General features: G+C 49.3%; 19 protein-coding genes. 14 read left to right on the top strand and 5 right to left on the bottom strand.

All coding sequences use genetic code 11. From position 1 onward, the window contains the following. Positions 1 to 58: 58 nt before the first annotated feature. From lexA to B2X65_RS11065, 5 genes are all read left to right on the top strand, one after another. Positions 59 to 679, top strand: a complete 621-nt coding sequence (lexA, locus tag B2X65_RS11045; RefSeq protein WP_290612586.1) for a transcriptional repressor LexA — start codon at positions 59 to 61, stop codon at positions 677 to 679. A gap of 459 nt (positions 680 to 1,138) precedes the next feature. Continuing rightward, positions 1,139 to 2,149 carry a cytochrome c oxidase subunit II gene (gene coxB / locus B2X65_RS11050; RefSeq protein WP_414631420.1) on the top strand — a complete coding sequence of 337 codons (1,011 nt, stop codon included), beginning with the start codon at positions 1,139 to 1,141 and terminating at the stop codon, positions 2,147 to 2,149. A gap of 2 nt (positions 2,150 to 2,151) precedes the next feature. Beyond that, complete coding sequence (gene ctaD, locus B2X65_RS11055) at positions 2,152 to 3,768, top strand: cytochrome c oxidase subunit I (protein WP_290612587.1); 1,617 nt, start codon at positions 2,152 to 2,154, stop codon at positions 3,766 to 3,768. Positions 3,769 to 3,778: 10 nt separating this feature from the next. Further along, positions 3,779 to 4,336 (top strand): cytochrome c oxidase assembly protein, encoded by a 558-nt coding sequence (locus B2X65_RS11060; RefSeq protein WP_290612588.1) that lies wholly within the window; start codon positions 3,779 to 3,781, stop codon positions 4,334 to 4,336. Position 4,337: 1 nt separating this feature from the next. After that, positions 4,338 to 5,219, top strand: coding sequence for a cytochrome c oxidase subunit 3 (locus tag B2X65_RS11065; protein ID WP_290612589.1), 882 nt, complete (start codon positions 4,338 to 4,340; stop codon positions 5,217 to 5,219). Positions 5,220 to 5,228: 9 nt separating this feature from the next. Here the strand turns inward: B2X65_RS11065 and B2X65_RS11070 are convergent, their stop codons facing one another. Further along, positions 5,229 to 5,438: a DUF2909 domain-containing protein gene (locus B2X65_RS11070; protein ID WP_290612590.1), complete on the bottom strand. Its 210-nt coding sequence runs from the start codon at positions 5,436 to 5,438 to the stop codon at positions 5,229 to 5,231. Between the two features lie 26 nt (positions 5,439 to 5,464). Here B2X65_RS11070 and B2X65_RS11075 point away from each other — a divergent pair, with 26 nt between their 5' ends. Genes B2X65_RS11075 through B2X65_RS11095 form a run of 5 tightly spaced genes read left to right on the top strand, consistent with a single transcriptional unit; the run spans position 5,465 to position 9,233 of the window. Further along, positions 5,465 to 6,196 carry an SURF1 family protein gene (locus B2X65_RS11075; RefSeq protein WP_290612591.1) on the top strand — a complete coding sequence of 244 codons (732 nt, stop codon included), beginning with the start codon at positions 5,465 to 5,467 and terminating at the stop codon, positions 6,194 to 6,196. Next, positions 6,183 to 6,698, top strand: a complete 516-nt coding sequence (locus tag B2X65_RS11080; RefSeq protein WP_290612592.1) for a hypothetical protein — start codon at positions 6,183 to 6,185, stop codon at positions 6,696 to 6,698. Before B2X65_RS11075 ends, B2X65_RS11080 begins: the two co-directional genes overlap by 14 nt. Next, positions 6,695 to 7,690, top strand: a complete 996-nt coding sequence (locus B2X65_RS11085) for a COX15/CtaA family protein (protein WP_290612593.1) — start codon at positions 6,695 to 6,697, stop codon at positions 7,688 to 7,690. The genes B2X65_RS11080 and B2X65_RS11085 overlap by 4 nt, the downstream gene beginning before the upstream one ends. Then, positions 7,691 to 8,602, top strand: coding sequence for a heme o synthase (gene cyoE / locus B2X65_RS11090; RefSeq protein ID WP_290612594.1), 912 nt, complete (start codon positions 7,691 to 7,693; stop codon positions 8,600 to 8,602). Further along, a complete protein-coding gene (locus B2X65_RS11095; protein WP_290612595.1) occupies positions 8,592 to 9,233 on the top strand; it encodes an SCO family protein in 642 nt (213 codons plus the stop codon). Before cyoE ends, B2X65_RS11095 begins: the two co-directional genes overlap by 11 nt. Here B2X65_RS11095 and B2X65_RS11100 read toward each other — a convergent pair. Together B2X65_RS11100 and nfuA are read right to left on the bottom strand one after the other, a co-directional pair. Beyond that, entirely contained in the window at positions 9,230 to 10,177 is a 948-nt protein-coding gene (locus tag B2X65_RS11100; protein ID WP_290612596.1) for a polysaccharide deacetylase family protein, read from the bottom strand. The genes B2X65_RS11095 and B2X65_RS11100 overlap by 4 nt on opposite strands. Before the next feature lie 126 nt (positions 10,178 to 10,303). Further along, positions 10,304 to 10,882: a Fe-S biogenesis protein NfuA gene (gene nfuA, locus B2X65_RS11105; protein ID WP_290612597.1), complete on the bottom strand. Its 579-nt coding sequence runs from the start codon at positions 10,880 to 10,882 to the stop codon at positions 10,304 to 10,306. A gap of 129 nt (positions 10,883 to 11,011) precedes the next feature. On the opposite strand from nfuA, the gene B2X65_RS11110 reads away from it, so the two are divergent. Continuing rightward, positions 11,012 to 13,552, top strand: a complete 2,541-nt coding sequence (locus tag B2X65_RS11110) for a M14 family zinc carboxypeptidase (protein ID WP_290612598.1) — start codon at positions 11,012 to 11,014, stop codon at positions 13,550 to 13,552. Here B2X65_RS11110 and B2X65_RS11115 read toward each other — a convergent pair. After that, the gene (locus B2X65_RS11115; RefSeq protein ID WP_290612599.1) at positions 13,540 to 14,202 is read right to left on the bottom strand and encodes a ComF family protein; all 663 of its coding nucleotides are present in this window, start codon (positions 14,200 to 14,202) and stop codon (positions 13,540 to 13,542) included. The genes B2X65_RS11110 and B2X65_RS11115 overlap by 13 nt on opposite strands. A gap of 94 nt (positions 14,203 to 14,296) precedes the next feature. On the opposite strand from B2X65_RS11115, the gene bioH reads away from it, so the two are divergent. The 3 genes from bioH (at position 14,297) to B2X65_RS11130 (ending at position 16,339) form a co-directional block, all read left to right on the top strand. Beyond that, positions 14,297 to 15,073, top strand: a complete 777-nt coding sequence (gene bioH / locus B2X65_RS11120; RefSeq protein ID WP_290612600.1) for a pimeloyl-ACP methyl ester esterase BioH — start codon at positions 14,297 to 14,299, stop codon at positions 15,071 to 15,073. 64 nt (positions 15,074 to 15,137) lie between these two features. Next, positions 15,138 to 15,443: an excinuclease ATPase subunit gene (locus tag B2X65_RS11125; RefSeq protein ID WP_290612601.1), complete on the top strand. Its 306-nt coding sequence runs from the start codon at positions 15,138 to 15,140 to the stop codon at positions 15,441 to 15,443. Positions 15,444 to 15,448: 5 nt separating this feature from the next. Continuing rightward, entirely contained in the window at positions 15,449 to 16,339 is an 891-nt protein-coding gene (locus B2X65_RS11130) for a putative metalloprotease CJM1_0395 family protein (protein WP_290612602.1), read from the top strand. A gap of 14 nt (positions 16,340 to 16,353) precedes the next feature. Here B2X65_RS11130 and B2X65_RS11135 read toward each other — a convergent pair whose 3' ends face one another. Further along, on the bottom strand, positions 16,354 to 18,675 hold the full coding sequence (locus tag B2X65_RS11135; protein ID WP_290612603.1) for a Tex family protein: 2,322 nt from the start codon (positions 18,673 to 18,675) through the stop codon (positions 16,354 to 16,356). Positions 18,676 to 18,683 lie beyond the last annotated feature (8 nt).

The raw sequence follows: 18,683 nt of genomic DNA on the forward strand, positions 1-18,683 counted from the left end.
GGCAATTAGCAAAAGGCTGTATATACTCACAGTAACCACTGTATAGGTAGCCAGCACTATGAGACCACTTACGCCTCGTCAGGCAGAAATTTTGCAACTTATCAAAGATTATCAGACCGAGACCGGTATGCCACCAACCCGGGCTGAGATCGCCAGCCAGCTGGGTTTTAAATCAGCCAATGCAGCAGAGGAACATTTAAAAGCACTGGCAAAGAAGGGCGTGCTGGCAATGATGCCGGGAACCTCGCGCGGCATACGTTTACTGGACGATGATAACGAGCCAGAACAGTTAGGTTTACCTTTAATAGGCAAAGTGGCCGCTGGCCAACCTATTCTGGCGGCAGAAAATGTGCAAAACCATTATAAAATTGACGCCCATTTATTTAAACCCCGTGCCGATTTTTTGTTAAAAGTTCAGGGGATGAGTATGCAAGATATCGGCATTATGGATGGCGATTTACTGGCCGTGCATAAAACGGCAGATGCCCAGCCTGGTCAGGTTGTTATTGCCAGGGTTGATGACGATGTCACCGTTAAGCGGTTTCAGCGTGATGGACATCAGGTACTGTTGCACCCCGAGAATAAAGATTTTGAAGTGATTAAAGTCGATTTACGCCAGCAGCAATTTGCCATAGAGGGTTTGGCGGTTGGGGTAATTCGCAACGGCAGTTGGTTATAAAAAACTATTAGCTCAATAAGTTAATTGTTAAAAAAAGCGCTGGTATGACCTGTTGGTTTTACCGGCGCTTTTGCTATTTAGGGGTTTACACTGGCGCTGATTTGGATGATTCTTAGACGAAGGGTGCTGAAAAAAATATCAGTTACCAAGATGGGTTACTGCAGCGGCAGTTAAAATTAAAAAAACTATAACAATAATAAACTAAAGAAACGTCATACATAGGTTCGGGGGCTAGCGGTATTCACCGTATATTCTATCGGTATTCGCCGTGTATTACTGTGTACAGGTTTCTGCGGTTTGCTTTGCAAATGACAGAGGAGAAGTACAGTGGCGAAGACGAGTAGTATACGTTGGACGCTGCCGACCTTGCTTTTAGCCGCTTCGGCTAATGCAGCAGCCATGCCTTTAAATATGACTAGGGGCGTTACGGAGATCAGTCAGGAGGTTTACAGCCTGCACATGCTGATTTTCTGGATTTGCTGCGTTATCGGGGCAGTGGTGTTCGGGATAATGTTTGTTTCTATCCTGTTACACCGAAAAGCGCGGGGCGTGCAACCAGCTCAATTTCACGAAAGTACCAAAATAGAAATTCTTTGGACCGCTATTCCGGTGGTAATTTTAATTGGTATGGCTATACCCGCTTCCAAAACGCTCATCGCCATGGATGACACCTCTGCAGCGGATGTTACGGTTCAGATAACCGGTTCGCAATGGAAGTGGCATTACAAGTATCTGGGCAGCGATCTGGAATACTTCTCTGTCCTCGCTACGCCTCGTGAACAAATAACCAACCGCTTTGCCAAAGGTGAAAATTATCTGTTGGAAGTGGACAGACCCCTTATTATACCTACAGGCCAGAAGATTCGTTTTCTGATGACCTCGGATGATGTTATTCATTCCTGGTGGGTGCCTGCATTTGCTATTAAGAAAGACGCCAACCCAGGGTTTATCAACGAAGCCTGGACCCGCGTTGATGAGCCTGGAATTTACCGGGGGCAGTGTGCAGAGCTATGCGGGAAAGATCACGCGTACATGCCAATCGTCGTGATAGCGAAAAGCCCTGACGACTATGCGGCGTGGAAGGCTGGCGAAGAAACCCGGATTGCACAAGAGAAAGCCGCAGAGCAGGAGTTATTGGCCATGAATATGGATATGTCTGAGCTAATGGCCAACGGCGAGCGAACTTACATTGCATATTGTGCAGCATGTCATCAACCTAATGGTGCTGGCTTACCTGGTATTTTCCCTTCTCTGGCAGGTAGTGAACTTATCTTAACGGATAAAACTGCCCACATTGATATCGTATTAAACGGCAAAGCCGGCACTGCAATGCAGGCGTTTGGCCGCCAGTTAAGCTTAAAAGAATTAGCATCTGTCCTGACTTACACCCGCAATGCCTGGGGTAACGACACCGGAGAGGCCGTGCAGGCCGCCGACGTTTATAAAGTGCAGCAGGGTGAGGGAGAATAATAATGTCTGTAGTAACTACTGAACCACATGATCATGATTCGCAGCACGACCATGAACATGACCACGAGCATCATGATCATAAACCGGGTGGTATAAAGCGCTGGCTTTATACCACCAACCACAAAGATATCGGCACCATGTACCTGGTGTTTGCGCTCATCATGTTTTTTATTGGTGGCACCATGGCGATGATCATCCGGCTGGAACTATTTCAGCCGGGTATGCAATTTGTCGAGCCACATTTCTTTAATCAGATGACTACAGTACATGGCCTTATTATGGTATTCGGGGCAGTAATGCCTGCCTTTACCGGACTAGCCAACTGGATGATCCCCATGATGATTGGGGCGCCAGATATGGCATTGCCCAGGATGAATAACTGGAGTTTCTGGATCCTGCCCTTTGCGTTCCTTATCCTGTTATTGTCGTTATTTATGCCAGGCGGCGGCCCCAGCTTCGGCTGGACCTTCTATGCCCCACTTTCCACTACATATAGCGGCGACAGCACAGCGCTGTTCGTGTTTTCTGTCCATATAATGGGTATATCGTCCATCATGGGTGCAATCAACGTTATTGTGACCATCTGGAATATGCGGGCCCCTGGCATGACCTGGATGAAGATGCCGCTGTTTGTCTGGACCTGGTTTATTACGGCATTCTTGTTGATTATGGTTATGCCTGTACTGGCGGGTGTGGTCACCATGGTGCTGACAGACAAGTACTTTGGTACCAGCTTCTTTGATGCCGCCGGCGGCGGCGACCCGGTGCTGTTTCAACACATATTCTGGTTTTTCGGCCATCCCGAAGTGTACATTATGATTTTACCGGCGTTTGGTATTGTCTCGGCTATTATTCCCACCTTTGCCCGGAAAAAGCTGTTTGGTTATGCCTCTATGGTCTATGCCACAGCCAGTATCGCTATCCTGTCATTCCTGGTGTGGGCACACCATATGTTTACCACGGGTATGCCGGTATTCGCCACGCTGTTCTTTATGTACGCCACCATGCTGATTGCAGTGCCGACCGGGGTTAAAGTATTTAATTGGGTGGCAACAATGTGGCGCGGGGCGATGACATTTGAAGTGCCAATGATGTTTGCCCTGGCCTTTATTGTGCTGTTTACCATTGGTGGCTTTTCTGGCCTGATGCTGGCGATAACGCCGGCAGATTTCCAGTATCACGATACGTACTTTGTGGTAGCACATTTTCACTATGTATTAGTGACGGGCGCCATTTTCTCCATCGTGGCTGCGGTTTATTACTGGTTGCCAAAATGGACCGGCAATATGTATGACGAAAGCCTCGGCCGCTGGCATTTCTGGTGCTCGTTGATTTCGGTCAACCTGTTGTTCTTTCCAATGCACTTTGTTGGCTTAGCCGGAATGCCGCGCCGGATCCCGGATTATGCGCTGCAATTTGCTGACTTTAATGCCTTTATTAGTATTGGTGGCTTCCTGTTCGGTTTATCGCAGCTAATTTTTGTCTGGGTATTGATTAAATGTGCCCGTGGCGGAGTGAAAGCAACCGATCAGGTATGGGAAGGAGCGGAAGGCCTGGAATGGGAAGTGCCATCGCCTGCGCCATATCATACCTTTGAAACACCACCGGTAATTAAGTAAGGAGTCGACCATGGCGCAGAACAAACCGTTAATTGGCAAGCTGATCCTGATAGCTCTGGCAATGTTTGGCTTTGGCTTCGCTCTGGTCCCGCTTTATGACGTGTTTTGCGATTTAACCGGCATTAATGGTAAAACCGCGGCAGTAGCGGCAACAGGTGACAATGCAATTATTGATACCAGCCGGGTTATTACTATTGAGTTTCTGGCGCGGCCAAACAAAGATATGCCCTGGGTATTTAAACCCGAAGTTCAGACCATGACGGTACACCCAGGGGAAATTCATATTATGAATTATCTGGCTGAGAACCCGACTGGCCGGCTGATCGTCGGCCAGGCCGTACCGTCGGTTTCACCGGGCCAGGCAGCGCTGTATTTTAATAAAATTGAATGTTTTTGCTTTAGCCAGCAACAACTGGCTGGCGGTAAAAATATGCTGATGCCGTTACAGTTTTATGTCGACCCGGCCCTGCCGGCTCAATTTAATACCATAACCCTGAATTACACCCTGTACGATGTCACTCAGGCCTGGACGGCACAGCAACCACAACAAGATATTATTGGGGAATAAGATGACAACAAAAACCTACGAAAAATATTATGTTCCCGCTCAGAGTCCGTGGCCCATTGTGGGTGCGGTCGCGCTATTTTTTATTGCTTTTGGCGCAGGGCATCTGGTAATCGACATCAGTAATCAGCAAAGTGGTTTTGGTGGTTATTTACTGCTATTAGGCTTTGCCGTGCTGGTATTTATGCTGGTGGGTTGGTTTAGAAATGTGATTGACGAGTCGATGAGCGGCTTATACAGCGCCCAGATGGATCGCTCGTTTCGCCAGGGCATGAGCTGGTTTATCGTCTCTGAAGTGATGTTCTTTATGGCCTTTTTCGGCGCGCTGTTTTACGGCCGGATGATTGCAATGCAATGGCTTGGTGGTTCGAGCAATAATGCGATGACCTTCGAACTGCTTTGGCCTGACTTCCAACCGGTATGGCCGTTACTTAAAACGCCTGGCGGTATTGAAACTCAGGCGATGCCATGGACCGGATTACCGTTAATAAACACCGCGATTCTGGTGGTCTCTTCCATTACCTTACATTTTGCCCATACCGGCCTGGAACAGCAGAAACGCGGTCAGTTAAAGCTGATGTTATTACTGACGCTATTGTTAGGCGCGACGTTTTTAAGTCTGCAGGTTTATGAATACATTCATGCCTACCGGGACTTAGGGTTAAAACTAGATTCCGGCTTTTACGGCAATACGTTTTTCTTACTGACCGGCTTTCACGGCCTGCACGTTACCCTGGGTGCTATCATTCTGTTGTTCGTGTTTTTCAGAGTGTTAAAAGGGCATTTTACCCCAGAGAAGCACTTTGCTTTTCAGGCTGCAGCCTGGTACTGGCACTTCGTTGACGTAGTGTGGATTTGTTTGTTCGTTATTGTTTATATGCTGTAACCAGCGGTTTCAGTAAGGCCTGGGGTTGGGCGTTATCCAGCCCAGCGCCATAGCAAGCATAATAATTAATAATACTAACACTGATAAAAATACCCGACGCCCGAGAAAACGCGACATTTGTTTTTGTTCCGGATCGTTACGCAACATGACAATTCCGGCCCGGAATAAGTTGAAAACAATAAATAGTAGTAGTGCGATGATAACAAGTTTAAGCAACATCCTTTTTAATCTCCGGTTAGCCAATTATGCGGTTTAAACTATTCGGCCGTCATTTTGGCATTCATAAAGTATGGTTGCTAATTACTGTGACGGCTTTTGTAATATTAAGCAAGCTCGGCTACTGGCAGCTGCAACGGGCAGAAGAAAAAGCAATTCAAATCAGTCAGCTCGAACAACTGCAGCAACAAGGCGCGTTAAACTGGCAACAACTTACTGTGCTTGCGGCAAACGAGGCCGACGGCGTTCTGTTTTCCGGTCAGGGACGCTGGCTTGAACCCTATGTCTGGTTGCTGGATAACCAGATTGTAGAGGGTAAAGTTGGCTACGATGTGATAATTCCGGTCCAACACACTACTGCCAGCCCATTACTACTGGTTAATCTGGGCTGGGTAGCCGGCGGCAGCGATCGCTCTGTATTTCCTGAACTGGCGATTCCGCAGCAGCTTGCATTGCACGGACTTATTCGTAGCGAAGTAGGGGGGTTCAGACTAGGTGCCAACACAGAAAAAGACGGGTGGCCACAACGTATTCAGCAACCTGAGTTGGAGCAAATGGTAGCGCAGTTGCCGCAAAGCGGATTGCCCTTTATGTTATTTCAGCAGGGTGACAGTCCGTTTCTGCCCCACTACAACGCGGTGGTTATGCCGCCAGAAAAACATCATGGTTACGCCTTTCAATGGTTTATGCTGGCAATCGCCGTAGTAGCAGTGGCGATTGCTGCTGCGCGGCGCAGCGGGAGTGAAAATGAACAAAAATAAATTTATGCTACTTTTTGTTTTATGTTGTGTTCTGCCTTTGGCGGGCGCAAAACTGGTGCTTGAAATGGGCTGGTTTAATCCGGGTTCATCCAGCAAAGGAGAGTGGTTACAGCAGGAAATTTTTCTGCTTAATGATATTACTGGCGAGAAAAAGCATTGGCGAATTGTGTTGTTATCCGACTCTCCTTGTCAGCAGCGCTGTCAGAATGCGTTGCATACTGTAAAACAACTTTATATTGGTTTGGGGCGAAAACAGGAGCAGGTTCAGCCGGTGGTTTTAGGATCACTGCATCAACCTGAGCTTTACCCTATGTTCGATATTCAACAGGCCATACCCGCAAATACTGAAGCACTGCAGCAGCAAATTTTACTGGTTGACCAAAAAGGCCTGGTGCTTCTGAGCTATCCGATGCCAGAGCAAGACGAGCAAATGGCGGAAATTGCCCGCAATATCCGCTACGACTTATTAAAACTGTTAAATTATGACAGGACCAGTGTATGACCAGACATAAATGGTTAGTATCCGTTACCTTGCTGCTGACGATGGTAGTGATTATTTATGGGGCTTTTACCCGCTTAACGGACGCGGGATTAGGGTGCCCTGATTGGCCGGGCTGTTATGGTTTCTTAAAGGTACCCGAGAAGCCTGAGAGCATCGCTTTGGCGGCGGAGGCATTTCCTGATCGGCCGTTAGAGCCTCATAAAGCATGGAATGAAATGATCCATCGCTATCTGGCTGGCACGCTGGGTTTATTAATTGCGGCTATATTTATTTCCAGCTTTTTCAGTAAAGTTCGTCAACCACGGACACTTCCTACCATATTGTTGCTGCTGGTAATTTGTCAGGCGGCATTGGGTGCCTGGACTGTTACCATGAGCTTATTACCGATAGTGGTGCTGGCGCATTTGTTAGGAGGGTTTACCCTCTATTGCCTGCTGGCGTTATACTGGATGCAGTTGTCACCGGGTTTAAGACGGGCGGAGCCGGTATTAAACACCTTAAAGCCACTGGCCGTAGGCGCTGCGCTAATAGTGATGATCCAAATAGGGCTTGGTGGCTGGACTGCGGCTAATTATGCCGCCTTAGCCTGCATAGAGTTGCCGGTTTGCGAGGCAGGCTGGTTAAGCCGGTTGGCGCTAGACGAAGCCTTTGATTTACATCTGGGATATAGTGATTATGAGTATGGGGTGATGTCTGCAGAAGCCCGCCAGACGGTACATGTATTTCATCGGATCGGCGCCTTTATTACACTCGGCATTGTTAGCTGGTTTGCAGTACGGTTGTATCAGCGGGCCCGGACAAACGTTATGCAGAATTTTGCCCTGGCCATTGGCGTAGTATTGTTGTTGCAATTTATACTGGGTCTGTTAAATGTGGTGTTGCATTTGCCTCTGGTAAACGCCGTGGCACACAATTTTGTTGGTGCGAACTTACTGATGCTCATGATAGTGGTGGTGTATCAGTTGTACCGCCCGGTTGGGAAGGAGGCATAAATGGCAACGATAACAGCAAGCCGTCATAGTATTTCACGCTGGCGCGATTACCTGGAACTGACTAAGCCTAAAGTCGTCGCGTTGCTGGTACTGACAGCCTGGGTAGGTATGATGCTAGCCTCCACGGGCCTACCTGATATCGCGGTAGTGGTTTTTGCTACCATCGGCATTGGCCTGTTATCCGGCGCTGCGGCTGCGCTTAATCATGTGGTAGACCAGCGTATTGATGCCCAGATGGCCAGGACCCATAGCCGGCCTGTAGCGAAAGGGCGGGTAAGTTCTCAGCAAGCGATCGCCTTTGCCTGTGCGCTGGCTGCAACCGGTTTTGTATTACTTTATCTGGGGGTTAACCCACTCACTGCCTGGCTAACCCTGCTTAGTTTGTTTGGTTACGCGGTGGTCTATACCATGTTTTTAAAACGGGCCACCCCACAAAATATTGTGATTGGTGGTCTGGCAGGGGCGATGCCTCCGTTATTGGGCTGGACAGCAGTTTCGGGTGAAATACATGGCTATGCATTACTGTTAGTGATGATTATTTTTGCCTGGACACCACCGCATTTCTGGGCGCTGGCTATTCATCGCCGGGATGATTACGCTAAAGTAAATATGCCGATGCTGCCGGTTACGCACGGTATTGAATACACCAAAAGTGCTATTTTGCTTTATACCGTGCTGCTGTGCCTGGTGTGTCTGCTGCCATATATTGTTGGTATGACTGGTGCGGTATATTTACTGGGTAGTACCCTGCTTAATTTACGGTTTTTACAATATGCCTGGAAATTAAAATTTAATGCTGACGCTAAAACAGCAATGGACACCTTTAAGTTTTCCATTGTTCATTTAATGGTGCTGTTTTTAGTGTTGCTGCTTGATCATTATTTTAAGGTATCACCTTTTTATGCTTCGTAATTTAATTGTTTTAATGTTGTCTGCTGCTGCCGTGGTAGCCGGCGCCATGCTGTATTTGCTGTGGCAGCATCAGCCATTACCGCAGCAGGCACTGGTGTATCCGCAACCTCGCAATCTGTCGGAATTTACCCTGATAGACCAGAAAAATCAGCGCCGTGGCCGAGAAGATTTAATGGGAAAATGGACCCTGGCGTTTGTCGGCTATACCTATTGTCCGGATATTTGCCCGCTAACACTCGCCAAGCTGGCCGGAGTGCAAGCAGAGTTGGCAGCCACTCTGGAGCAGCCACTGCAAATTTGGTTTATTTCGGTTGACCCACAGCGCGACACCCCAGAGCAGTTGCAGCAATACGTCGAGTATTTTAAACAACCTGCTTTAAGTGGGTTAACGGCGGGCCACGATCAGCTGTTTCCATTTGTACGTGAGCTGGGGTTAATGTATGCCATGAGTAGCACCACTGCGCAGGACTATCTGGTAGATCACAGTGCTTCAGTCGTATTAATTAACCCGCAGGGCCAGGTTGCAGCGATGTTTAAACCCGATATGGCACCGGGTGAAGTGCCACTGGTTAACCGTGAACAACTACTGGCTGACTTCCCGTTAGTTCTGAATCAGCTGCAACAGCGCTAGTTTAGCCAAGGCTGCGAATACCAGTAAAAGTATCCCTTTTTAGTCAGTGACGGTGCGGTGCAATTGTAGCGGCTTCGGCCGCGATTCAGCGGCTTGCTGGCGGTAACTTCGAAGGTATTTTCATTTAACCATTCAGGTTCAAGTACCTCGGTACCGGCGTAGCAGCGGAACTGGCCGGGCAGAAAGTCGCTAACTTTTAGTTGCAGGCGTAAGGTGGGTGGGTTATCACTTACTTGCTGATCAGCGGATAGATAGTGAGTGATATTAAAAGCTAAAGTACGTAATTTCTGGCCAAGATTGGCTAAATCGGCATACTGCCCCGCCGCGGGATAGCGTGGGATCCTGCTGAGCTTAGTAGCGGCACCGATGGCACCGGACTGCTGGCCAATACCGATAAAGCCTAATGCTTCAACCAGAGTTTCCAGTTCGCTATTAAATTCGCCATACGGGTATGCCAGCCATTTATGGCTCTGACCGGTTTCAGTCAGAATTCTGCGCTCAGCCTCTAAAATGTTCTGCTTGATCCGACTATGCCAGTCTACTTTGCTTTCCCCAGGTTGCAGCTGCGTCATATGCTCATGGTTCATTGAATGATTAGCAACCAGCACGCCGTCAGCCGCCATTGCTCTTACCTGATCCCAGCTCAGCACCGGACCAACCCGGTTATCGATACTGCCGGGGCTGATAAAAATAGTATAGGGGAAGCCAAACTCCATCAGGATCGGATGGGCAGTGGTGTAGTTATTTTCAAAGCTGTCATCAAAGGTGATAACCACTGCATTATCGGCAATGGGCAGATTGCTCCGCAGCTGGTTAATCAGGACATCCAGAGCGATAACCTGGAAATCATTATCTTTGAAATACTGCAGGTGCTGACGCAGTTCATCCGCGGTAACACTGCTTACCCGCGGAGTGTCATCGGCAACATGATGATATATGAGCATAACCGCAGCCTTAGCCGGGAGTACGAGAATAAGACTAAAAACAACCGCAAATAACATAACGATACGCATAAAAAACCCCGGAAAATAAACTTAACCAGGGTCGTTATATCATAAACCGCTGGTGGCTTAGTAGTAAGAGTGCTCACCACGCTGGTGTTCGGTAATGTCACGAACCCCATTTAACTCACCGCTGAAACGGGTCAGTAGTTCTTTTTCAATACCTTCTTTCAAGGTGAGATCAACCTGCGAGCAACCATTACATCCACCACCGAATTGCAACACGGCGACGCCGTCGTTAGTTAATTCCATTACGGATACCCGGCCACCATGATTGGCCAGTTGTGGATTAATCTCAGCGTCAATAACATATTGCACCCGTTCCATTAGTGGCGCGTTGTCGTTTACCTTGCGTACTTTGGCGTTCGGCGCTTTTAAGGTCAGTTGTGATCCCATTTGATCGGTCACAAAATCAATTTCTGCATCAACTAAAAACGGTTTGCTTTCTGCGTCAACTACCGCATTAAAGCCAGTAAATTCGATTTGAATGTCGGTATCTTCAACGGCATCAGCCGGACAATAAGATACGCCACACTCCGCCTGAGCCGTGCCAGGGTTAACGACAAACACCCGGATGCTGGTACCGGCAGCTTGTTTTTCCAGCAGCTTTGCAAAATGGGCTTGCGCCTGTTCTGAAATAGAAATCATCTTAGTACCTGACTAAATTACTAGGTTAATGGCTATCATACTCTGAGTCTGGCGCTGATGCCAGCCCTGCTTGAGTTTTGCTGTACTTTCTGGCTAACTGGGCGCGCAAAAAAATTAAAGGAAACAGGCATGAAACTGAGTGTAATGGTGTTTTTCACACTCTGGGCCGCAACGGCGCAGGCGCAATATTTTAATGAGCCGGTAAATACCAGGCTACCTTCCCCACAACAAACCTTAGGCCATGCCGTGGGGGACTGGCATGCCCGCCATGATCAGATCCAGCGTTATTTTGAGCAACTGGCCAGCCAGTCAGACAATGCCATGTTAGAGGTGATTGGTTATAGCCATGAACAGCGGCCGTTACTGCAGTTGGTTATTTCATCGCCTGAAAATTTAGGTCGGCTGGATCAGATCCGTCAGCAACATGTACAACAGGCAAAGCAGGGTACAAGCATTGCCGGCGATGCACCCGTTATCATATGGCTGGGTTACGGCGTGCATGGTAATGAAGCGAGTGCAGCCAACGCAGCGTTGGTGCTGGCGCATTATCTGACAGCAGTTCAGACTGATGAGGTTCAGACCTGGCTGAGCAAGGCGATTATTTTAGTTCAGCCCAGTTTAAATCCGGATGGAAATGACCGGTTTGCCCATTGGGCCAATATGCATAAAGGCAGTAAGCCGGTTGCAGATCCGCAACATCGTGAACATATCGAACCCTGGCCAAACGGTCGGCCAAACCATTATTGGTTTGATCTGAACCGTGACTGGCTGTTGTTGCAGCATCCGGAAAGCCGGGCCCGAATTGCTCAGTTTCAGCAATGGCTGCCAAATGTGGTTGGTGATTTTCATGAAATGGGTACCAATAGCAGCTATTTTTTCCAGCCTGGGATCCCAAGTCGCAATTACCCACTCACACCACAACGTAATTTCGAGCTGACTGCGGCAATAGCTGAGTTTCATGCCGCAGCTTTTGATGCACAAGAGAAGCTGTACTATAGCGAAGAAAGTTTTGACGATTTCTATATTGGTAAAGGCTCAACGTATCCAGATGTTAACGGCAGTGTCGGGATTTTATTTGAACAAGCCAGCAGCCGCGGCCATGTCCAGGAGTCGATAAACGGCTTACTCAGCTTTAGTGATGCCATTAAGAATCAGTTTACGGCATCATTATCAACCATCCGCGGTGCCGTGGCGAAACGCCAGGAGTTATTAGCCTATCAGCAGCAATTTTATCAGGACGCGATAACTGAGGGCAAAGCGGACAAAACCAAGGGTTATATGCTGACCGACGATGGCGATAAAAGCCGCCTTGAAGGATTATTGGACCTGTTGCAGCGCCATCATATTGCAGTGTATCCCCTGGCACGTGACTGGCAGGATGATGACACTAAATTCCGGGCGGGACAAAGCTATTTTGTGCCACTGCAGCAAGCTCAGTACCGGTTGATCAAAGCAGCGTTTGCGACCGATAAAGACTTTAAAGATAATACCTTTTATGACGTATCAAGCTGGACGTTGCCTTATGCGTTCAATATTGAATTCAAAGCGGTAAACCGCGAGCCAGGCCGGGCGCTGGCCGGCCAGCAGTGGCAAAGTGCTCCTTTGCTTAAGCAGCCGTTAACGGCCGGGGCTTATGCCTATGCCTTTAGCTGGCAGGACCAGCAGGCCCCACTGTTTTTGCAGGCATTATTAGACGAAGGGGTCGTGGTGCGATCAGCACTTGGCAGTTTCAGTGCCTTGAGCAGCGATAGCACGGTGCAATTTAAACCGGGCAGCATGGTGATAGCGGCTGGCTTACAACAAAATAAAGAATGGTTTAACCGTTTACAGCAGTTGCAACAGCAATATCCGGTTAGAGTGCATGCGATCCGCAGTGGTCTGACAGCCGAAGGCAGTGACCTGGGTAGCCATAATTTCGCGGTGATCAAAAACCCCGAAGTGTTGCTGATTGCCGGACCTGGCATAAATTCTACTGAAGCAGGCGAAGTGTGGTACAACCTGGAGCGGCTGGCGGGTATCTCTCCGAGTATGGTGGAGCCCGAGCGGCTTGGCAGAGTTAACTTAAATCGGTATACCCACATTATCCTGGTTGATGGTAACTATCGGCAGTGGCAGGACAGCCACATCAGTCAGCTAAAACAATGGACCGAGCAAGGCGGCGTGTTATGGGGTCATAAAGACGGCGCGGCATGGCTGGCTAAAGCGGGTTTATTAAAGGCCGGCGTTTGGCAGGGCAAAGAGATGCAGCAACTGATCCCGCAACAGAACTTAAGCTATGCGGATAGTGAAGCGCTGGGAGCGAAACAACGGATTGCCGGGGCGATATTCAGTGCTGAGCTGGACTTAAGCCATCCGCTGACGTTTGGTGTGCCGCGTGAGCGCTTACCCATTTTTAAAAATGATATTATGTTACTGCAACCGAGCAGCTCACCCTTTGTCAATGTTGCACTATACAGTCAGAATCCGCATTTAGCGGGCTATAGCGCCAGCGAGTATGTTCCAAAAATCGCGCAGGGTGCGGCAATTATTGCCCATAATCTGGGCCGGGGCCGGGTGATTGCGATGACCGATAACCCGGTGTTTCGCGGTTATTTCTTCGGCTCCAGCCGTATTCTGATCAATGCCCTGTATTTGGGAAATAGTTTTAACGCACCAATTCAGGCCGAATAGCCCGGTGGTGGCGTAACGGCCAGGGTCCAGACACTGACGGTATGTACCCCGGCACTGCGCAGGAGCCGGGTCAGTGCATTTGCGGTGGCACCGGTGGTGATCACATCGTCAATCAACGCAATATGCCGGGGCAGAGGTGCCTCGGCAACGGTTAACGAAAAGGATCGGCGCAGGTTGCGAAGCCGTTGTTGTCGGTTAAGGCCTCGTTGGCTGTGGCTGGCAGATTTTCTGAATAACCTTACTACCGGGATCTGCAGTTGCTGCCCCAGCGCCTCGGCCAGCATCTTTGCCTGGTTAAAACCCCGTTGACGTTGTTTTTGCCAATGTAATGGCACATAGGTAAGTGCTTGCGGCATGGGCATATTGTTGGCCTTAGCGCGCGCCAGTAACAGGCAAAGTTGTTGTTGCAACAGCTGGCCCGCTGCTAAATCTGCGTAATATTTCCAACGCGGTATCCAGTACTGATAAGGTTGTTGGTAATGCGCCAGACAAAGCAGACGATCAAATTTTGCACCTTTAAGACCACGTGCTACTGCTGGCAGCCAGAGTAAATTGTAGTGGCATTGCTGGTAAGCCAGTGTTGGCAGGGCCTGCTGACAATAGTCGCATAGTTGGCTGACAGGCGTTGCCAGCGGTAAACTGCACCACATGCACTGACCCGGCAGAATGTGATGCCAGCACCATCGCGCTAGCCTGGCAATAAAATTAATCATAAAATTAACATTAAGGATACCTTAAAGTAGCATGGCAGAGATTAGCAAGACTGACAAACCTGTTCTGGTACTGCTGCACGGATGGGGGGTTAATCAGGGGGTGTGGCATACCTTATTAAATGAGATTAGCCCAAGGGTTGCAGTGCGATGCCTTGATATACCAGGGTTTGGATCGGCCCAGCAATTACCGTCCCCTTACAATTTTGATGCAGTGCTGGCCGCGTTAGCAACCCAGATACCGGATAATAGTATGGTATGTGGCTGGTCGTTGGGAGGTTTACTGGCGATTGCACTGGCCGAACGCTACCCAAAGAAAGTAATGCAACTGGGGCTGATTGCCGCTACGCCATGCTTTTTACAAAAGCCAGATTGGCCGGGTATGAAAGCCGTGGTGCTCGAGCAATTTAGTCAGGCACTGCAGCGCGATCTTAGCCAGACGATTGGCCGCTTTCTTGCCATTCAGGCGATGGGGTCAAGTACTGCTAAAAGTGATGCTGCTGCATTAAAACTGGCAATTGCCGCGTTTCCGCAGGCAAGGGCAGAAGCGTTAAGTGCCGGGCTGGGCTTTTTAACTCAAGAGGATTTACGGCACAGCTATGCCAATTTAACGCAGCCAGTAGCCGCCTGTTTTGGCGCGCTTGATTCGTTAGTCCCGGTAGCAGTTGTTACCGAACTTCAACGCTTAAAGCCGCATGCTAAATTGACTACTCTGGCCAAAGCATCACACGCGCCTTTTATTTCTCACCGTCAGGAATTTCTGATCTGGCTAAACAACTGGTTGGAGGCTGCTACCACGTCTTGCGACTAACAGCCTTCCCTTTTTACTCATTTTGGTTAATAATTAAGCATTGTACTAATAAGTGGAGGCAGTGATGGAGATTCAATCCGCATTTAATGCTGGTTTGCAGGGATTTCAGCGAGCTGCGGCAGGGGTAACCGAGGCAACCGTCGATATTAACAGGCAAACCCGCGCCAACCCGGAGCAGGTTACTGCAGCTGAAACTGACGTGCGCCAGGCGGAAGCGCCGGAGCGTAACCGTGCTACCCAGTCACAGGCACCCTCAGCAGAGCAAAGCTTAGTGCAATTGACCAATGAGTCACGTAACGCTGAAGCGAATGTGCGTTCAATTCAGGCGGCAGATCAAGCGCTAGGCACTATTATTGACGTCCGGGTGTAGGCGCCATGCAGATTACCTCTTATTATCCTAACGTTAGTATTAACACGGCGAACCCACCTACTGAGTTGGCTCGTCGTGATATGCAACGCCGCGAGCTGGTTGAGCCCGTTCGGGAAATGGATAAAGGTAAATCAGAACGAGCAGTTGTTGCCGAAGACAAACCTCGTAGCAACGCCGGTACCGTCAACAATTATGATGCCAGCGGTAAAACTACGGAGACGCAGCAAGCAATAGAAGGCCGGCCGGAACAGGCGGACGATAATAACCAGCAGCAACAAGACCAAAACAGTCAGCAGCAAAAGCAACAACAGCAAGCTGAGCAGAAGGAAATAGCTGAATTACAGGCGAGGGATCAGGAAGTTCGTAGCCACGAGCAAGCACACGCCAGTATCGGCGGTCGCTATGCCGGTGCCCCGAGCTATAGTTTTGAGCAAGGCCCAGACGGCCGAAAATATGCGGTTGCCGGAGAGGTGCAAATTGATATTGCACCGGTGCCGGGCGATCCGCAGGCGACGATTCAGAAGATGCAGCAGGTTAAGGCTGCTGCGCTGGCGCCAGCAGAGCCATCATCTGCGGATCGGCGTATTGCTGCTGAGGCAGGTCTGCGTTTATTGCAGGCGCAAACAGAACTGGTGGCTGAAAAAACTGCGTTCGCTGAGCCAAATGCTGCCAGTAGCACTACTGATATTGCCGGTGCAGGGCAACCGGGCGCTGCTATTAATACCTCGCAAATCCGCTATGACAGCGACAGTAGTGGTGATACCTATCCAGCAGCAGGTCTGGTATTCCCCGAGTTGGACACCCTGGCGCAAATGCAGCAGCGTTCTCAGGTTATCAGCCAGTTTTATCAACTGGCTACGGAACCTGCTCAGCGGCCGCTACGACAACAAGCCTGAGCCCAACATCCACGTTATTTTTTAAATTTTGCCAGTGCTTCAGCAAAGGCATTGCCCATTGCCGCGTTTGCAGGCTCTGGTTTCGTTGCTTTAGCTGCCGCTCGGCTGTTTTGAGCCTGTTTAGCATTGGCGGGTTTATTCACCAATGCGTCGGGTGCTTTTGGCTGCACTTGTTCATCAAGGCGCATGGTCAGAGCAATTCGCTTGCGGTTGATATCAACCTCTAACACCTTCACTTTGACAATATCGCCTGCCTTAACGACCTGATGCGGGTCGCTGACGAACTTATCCGTCAGCGATGAGATATGTACCAGACCATCCTGGTGGACTCCCACATCGACAAAAGCACCAAAGTTTGTGACGTTAGTGATAACGCCCTCAAGTAACATGCCGGGTTTCAGATCCTGCAGTGTTTCCACACCATCTTTAAAGTTAGCCGTTTTGAACTCAGGGCGCGGATCGCGTCCGGGTTTGTCCAGCTCTTTCAAAATATCGCTGATGGTAGGCAAGCCAAAATGCTCATCTACAAATGCTGCCGGGTCAATACTGCTTAAAAACGAGCTATTGCCAATAATAGCGCTAACCGGTTGATTAGCTGTTTTTAGTATTTTCTCTACCAGTGGATAGGCTTCCGGGTGAACGGCGGAGGCATCTAACGGATTATGACCATTGTTAATTCGTAAAAAACCGGCAGCTTGCTCGTAAGCCTTTGGCCCAAGTCTTGGTACCTTCAATAGTTGCTTGCGCTCGTTAAAACGACCATTTTCATCACGGTACTGCACAATGTTCTGCGCCAGAGTTTTATTTAAGCCAGCTACCCTGGCCAGTAAGGCGGCAGATGCGGTATTTAAATCAACGCCTACCGCGGTAACACAATCCTCTACCACCGCGTCAAGTGAGCGGGTTAGTAGGCTTTGGTTTACGTCATGTTGATACTGCCCTACGCCAATAGCCTTTGGCTCAATTTTCACCAGCTCCGCTAACGGATCCTGCAGGCGTCGGCCTATCGACACGGCGCCGCGCAGCGACACATCAAGATTTGGAAACTCCAGTGCCGCCAGCTCTGATGCTGAATATATGGAAGCGCCTGCTTCAGATACCATAACCTTGCTAAGGACGTCGTTGTTAACGGTTTTTATCACATCTGCGGCCAGTTTGTCGGTTTCACGCGATGCCGTGCCATTACCAATAGCAATCAACTCTACTTTATGTTGCTGGCACAACTGACTTAGCGTTCTAACCGATTTGTCCCACAGATTTTGCGGCGCATGCGGGAAAATAGTGGTGTGAGTTAACAGTTTACCGGTTTCATCAATAACGGTACATTTTACCCCGGTACGCAGGCCAGGATCTAAGGCCAACGTGCGACGCATTCCTGCCGGCGCCGCCATCAGTAAGTCGGCCATATTGCGGGCAAATACTTTAATGGCTTCCAGTTCAGCGCGTTCACGCAGTTCGCTTAACAGATCGTTTTCCAGATGCAAATGTAGTTTAACTTTCCAGGTCCATTGCACTACGGTGCGCAAAAAAGCATCGGCTGGTTGTTGTTGCTGACGAATATTAAAATGATCGGCAACCATTTGCTCGCACAGGGTGTGGGCGGTTGCTTCATCGCTGTCTGGCACCAGCTGCAGCTGCAACACGCCTTCATTGCGACCGCGAAACATGGCCAGGGCGCGATGTGAAGGAATATTCTTCAAAAGCTCAGTATGCGAAAAATAGTCACGGAACTTGCTACCTTCCTGCTCTTTACCTGCCACTACACTACTTTTAAGTATGGCATCGCGGCTAAGTTTGGTCCGCAAGCGTGCCAGCAGGGTGGCATCTTCTGCGAAGCGTTCCATCAAAATAAACTTAGCGCCGTCCAGCACCGCTTTACTATCAGTAAAACCGGCGTCCGTATTAATATAGGCAATCGCTTGCTGTTCCGGGTCTTGCTCAGGGTGAGCAAGAATGGCATCGGCCAGCGGAGCCAGACCTGCTTCAATGGCCATCTGGCCCTTGGTGCGTCGTTTTGCCTTATAAGGCAGGTACAAGTCTTCCAGGCGGGTTTTGTTGTCAGCGGCCAGGATGTCACGCTCAAGCTCGGTGCTCAGCTTCCCTTGCTCAGTAATGGTTTTTAAAATAACCTGACGACGCTCTTCCAACTCACGCAAATAATTCAGTCGTTGATCGAGTAAACGTAATTGCGTATCGTCCAGCGCGCCGGTGACTTCTTTGCGGTAACGGGCGATAAAGGGCACGGTGGCGCCTTCATCTAACAGGGCGATGGCGGCGGCAACCTGCTCTGGCCGGGCGGAAATTTCACTGGCTATTTGTTTAACAATCATTGACATAACTATAG

It is taken from the genome of Arsukibacterium sp. UBA3155 (assembly GCA_002364615.1).
In the GTDB taxonomy this organism is placed as follows: Bacteria; Pseudomonadota; Gammaproteobacteria; order Enterobacterales; family Alteromonadaceae; genus Alishewanella.

What these genes read in the sequence shown, in the direction of transcription:
- cyoE (WP_290612594.1), top strand. Translation starts at nt 7,691, where the DNA reads ATGGCAACGATAACAGCAAGCCGTCATAGTATTTCACGCTGGCGCGAT.
- B2X65_RS11125 (WP_290612601.1), top strand. Translation starts at nt 15,138, where the DNA reads ATGGAGATTCAATCCGCATTTAATGCTGGTTTGCAGGGATTTCAGCGA.
- coxB (WP_414631420.1), top strand. Translation starts at nt 1,139, where the DNA reads ATGCTGATTTTCTGGATTTGCTGCGTTATCGGGGCAGTGGTGTTCGGG.
- B2X65_RS11085 (WP_290612593.1), top strand. Translation starts at nt 6,695, where the DNA reads ATGACCAGACATAAATGGTTAGTATCCGTTACCTTGCTGCTGACGATG.
- B2X65_RS11115 (WP_290612599.1), bottom strand. Translation starts at nt 14,202, where the DNA reads ATGTGGTGCAGTTTACCGCTGGCAACGCCTGTCAGCCAACTATGCGAC.
- B2X65_RS11075 (WP_290612591.1), top strand. Translation starts at nt 5,465, where the DNA reads ATGCGGTTTAAACTATTCGGCCGTCATTTTGGCATTCATAAAGTATGG.
- B2X65_RS11070 (WP_290612590.1), bottom strand. Translation starts at nt 5,438, where the DNA reads ATGTTGCTTAAACTTGTTATCATCGCACTACTACTATTTATTGTTTTC.
- B2X65_RS11080 (WP_290612592.1), top strand. Translation starts at nt 6,183, where the DNA reads ATGAACAAAAATAAATTTATGCTACTTTTTGTTTTATGTTGTGTTCTG.
- nfuA (WP_290612597.1), bottom strand. Translation starts at nt 10,882, where the DNA reads ATGATTTCTATTTCAGAACAGGCGCAAGCCCATTTTGCAAAGCTGCTG.
- B2X65_RS11065 (WP_290612589.1), top strand. Translation starts at nt 4,338, where the DNA reads ATGACAACAAAAACCTACGAAAAATATTATGTTCCCGCTCAGAGTCCG.
- ctaD (WP_290612587.1), top strand. Translation starts at nt 2,152, where the DNA reads ATGTCTGTAGTAACTACTGAACCACATGATCATGATTCGCAGCACGAC.
- B2X65_RS11060 (WP_290612588.1), top strand. Translation starts at nt 3,779, where the DNA reads ATGGCGCAGAACAAACCGTTAATTGGCAAGCTGATCCTGATAGCTCTG.
- lexA (WP_290612586.1), top strand. Translation starts at nt 59, where the DNA reads ATGAGACCACTTACGCCTCGTCAGGCAGAAATTTTGCAACTTATCAAA.
- B2X65_RS11100 (WP_290612596.1), bottom strand. Translation starts at nt 10,177, where the DNA reads ATGCTCATATATCATCATGTTGCCGATGACACTCCGCGGGTAAGCAGT.
- B2X65_RS11095 (WP_290612595.1), top strand. Translation starts at nt 8,592, where the DNA reads ATGCTTCGTAATTTAATTGTTTTAATGTTGTCTGCTGCTGCCGTGGTA.
- bioH (WP_290612600.1), top strand. Translation starts at nt 14,297, where the DNA reads ATGGCAGAGATTAGCAAGACTGACAAACCTGTTCTGGTACTGCTGCAC.
- B2X65_RS11110 (WP_290612598.1), top strand. Translation starts at nt 11,012, where the DNA reads ATGAAACTGAGTGTAATGGTGTTTTTCACACTCTGGGCCGCAACGGCG.
- B2X65_RS11135 (WP_290612603.1), bottom strand. Translation starts at nt 18,675, where the DNA reads ATGTCAATGATTGTTAAACAAATAGCCAGTGAAATTTCCGCCCGGCCA.
- B2X65_RS11130 (WP_290612602.1), top strand. Translation starts at nt 15,449, where the DNA reads ATGCAGATTACCTCTTATTATCCTAACGTTAGTATTAACACGGCGAAC.